This is a genomic window from Priestia sp. P5_B4 (assembly GCF_056400385.1).
Genome location: NZ_JBFULJ010000662.1, coordinates 1 through 2,161 on the forward strand (window position 1 = coordinate 1; position 2,161 = coordinate 2,161).

Sequence of the window (2,161 nt, forward strand, 5' to 3'; positions counted from 1 at the left end):
GGGGAAAGCATGTATTTAATCGATGACGTGACGAAAATGACCGGTTTGACTAAGCGTGCCCTTCGGTATTATGAAGAGATTGGACTCATTTTGCCCCMGCAGCGTACAAAAGGAAATGCACGGATTTATTCCGAAGAAGAGGTAAAAGAACTAAGAAAAGTAGCAGAAGCAAAAGAAGTTCTTGGTTTTTCTTTACAGGAGCTGCAGCAGTTTATATCGCTCAAAAGAATGATTGAAGAAAGAAGTGAGCAGCAAGGATTATCAGCGAAAGAGATAACTAAAATAGAAAATTTACTGGAAAATCAAATCAAGATGATTGAATTTAAAGTGGTTAAAATGCAGGCATTTAAAACAGAATTAAAAGAAATGCGAGAATCTGCTATGGAAATACATGAAAAAACAAAAACAAAAGGAGAGATGAAAGAGTGGAAGGACAGCATTCAAATAACCGATTAGGTCAAATTATTACGGTAGTAGCTACTTTTTTAGCATTTATGGGAATCGGGGTAGTAGATCCGATTTTACCGGAGATTGCTAAGCAAATTGGAGCTTCTCATTGGCAAGTAGAAATGTTATTTACTTCCTATTTGTTAATGATGGCTATTATGATGATTCCAGCAGGCATCTTAGCATCACGTGTAGGAGACAAGCGTTTGATGGTAACAGGACTTATCATTGTGACGATTTTTGCAGCACTATGCGGGTTTTCTAACAATATTCCTCAGCTTTCCATTTTCCGAGCAGGATGGGGACTTGGTAATTCGTTTTTCTTTGCAACAGCTATGACGCTGCTTATTGCATTATCAGGTGAAGTAAAAAAAGCAGTAGGATTATATGAAGCTGCAATTGGTTTGGGAATGGCCGGAGGACCGCTTGTAGGAGGAGTGTTAGGAAATGCTTCTTGGAGATTGCCGTTTTTCGGTACAAGTGCTTTAATTTTTATCGCCTTTATTTTAGTATTAACAATTGTTAAACAGCCTGCAAGCACTAAGGCTCGTAAAGCAGCTGGTTTTAAAGACATGGTAAAACTTTATAAATTAAAACCATTTACTCAAGGCGCTGTATCAGGCATGCYTTATTACTACGGATTTTTTACAGTGTTAGCTTATACGCCGCTTATTCTATCGATCGGAGCTCTTCAAATTGGCTTTGTTTTCTTTGGATGGGGATTATGTTTAGCTTATGGCTCAGCGGTTTTAGCACATCAGTTAGAAAAAAGATATCAACCAAAACAAGTGTTACATGTTAGCTTAATTATTTTTTCACTTATTTTAATTTGTTTATTTGCCTTTGATGCAACATGGTTGCGCATTGTTTTAATCATGGCAGCAGGTCTTGTATCAGGACTTAATAATGCATTATTTACGAGTCATGTAATGGAAGTATCTCCTTATGAACGAGGAATTACATCTGGAGGATATAATTTCTTAAGATGGTTAGGCGCAGCGTTTGCTCCTTTATTGTCAGGAGTTATCGGCAATGCCGTAGCGCCTCAAGCTCCTTTTCTCGTAGCGGCGATTCTTGGGTTGCTAGCTTTTGTTATTATGGTTATAAAAGTAAAAACAACTTCTCAAACGAATGAAGCTGTATCTAAATAAACGTTGAAATAAAAGGCTTTTTCTTGTGAAAAGCCTTTTATTTTGTTTTATGTTATAATAGTAAAAACGTTTTTAATCATAAAAATGAAACTCTATACCAACTTGTACGTATACTTTATATGTACATAAATCTTTTTAGGAGCGTGATGCCCATGGCCACCTGTCAAAATTGTAATCATAAATGGAACTGGAGGACAACCTTTAAACAACTGTTAACATTTAGAAACGTTTTAGAATGCCCACACTGTGACAAACAACAGTATATCTCTGCAAAATCCCAAAAGCGATTATCAATCTACTCATTTGCACCCCTTATTATTTGGCTTATTCTCTCACTATTTGACTTTTCCTTTCCATCCATTGTTGTCGCGGAGCTTATTTTCTTCATAGCAGCGGTTGTTATGATGCCACTTTCTTATGAAGTAAGCAGCGAAGAAGAACCCTTGTGGTAATAAAAAAACCTTCCGTTAAAACGGAAGGTTTTTTTATGCGGCTTTACCGTCTAGCTGCTCTCCGTGATGGCGCTGATAATACACCCACCCAGCATTCAATAGTAGAAGAAC

Annotated in this window: 3 protein-coding genes; all 3 read left to right on the plus strand. The window is 37.1% G+C overall.

All coding sequences use genetic code 11. The features are described from left to right. Positions 1-456 (plus strand): MerR family transcriptional regulator (locus tag AC1DRF_RS24370; RefSeq protein ID WP_477741909.1); only part of this gene is annotated, 456 nt, incomplete at its 5' end. Next, entirely contained in the window at positions 426-1,598 is a 1,173-nt protein-coding gene (locus AC1DRF_RS24375) for an MFS transporter (protein ID WP_477741910.1), read from the plus strand. The genes AC1DRF_RS24370 and AC1DRF_RS24375, both read left to right, overlap by 31 nt. Positions 1,599-1,750: 152 nt before the next feature. Further along, complete coding sequence (locus AC1DRF_RS24380) at positions 1,751-2,050, plus strand: TIGR04104 family putative zinc finger protein (RefSeq protein WP_016764349.1); 300 nt, start codon at positions 1,751-1,753, stop codon at positions 2,048-2,050. Positions 2,051-2,161 lie beyond the last annotated feature (111 nt).

Coding starts and splice junctions, on each gene's coding strand:
- AC1DRF_RS24380 (WP_016764349.1), top strand. CDS start 1,751: ATGGCCACCTGTCAAAATTGTAATCATAAATGGAACTGGAGGACAACC.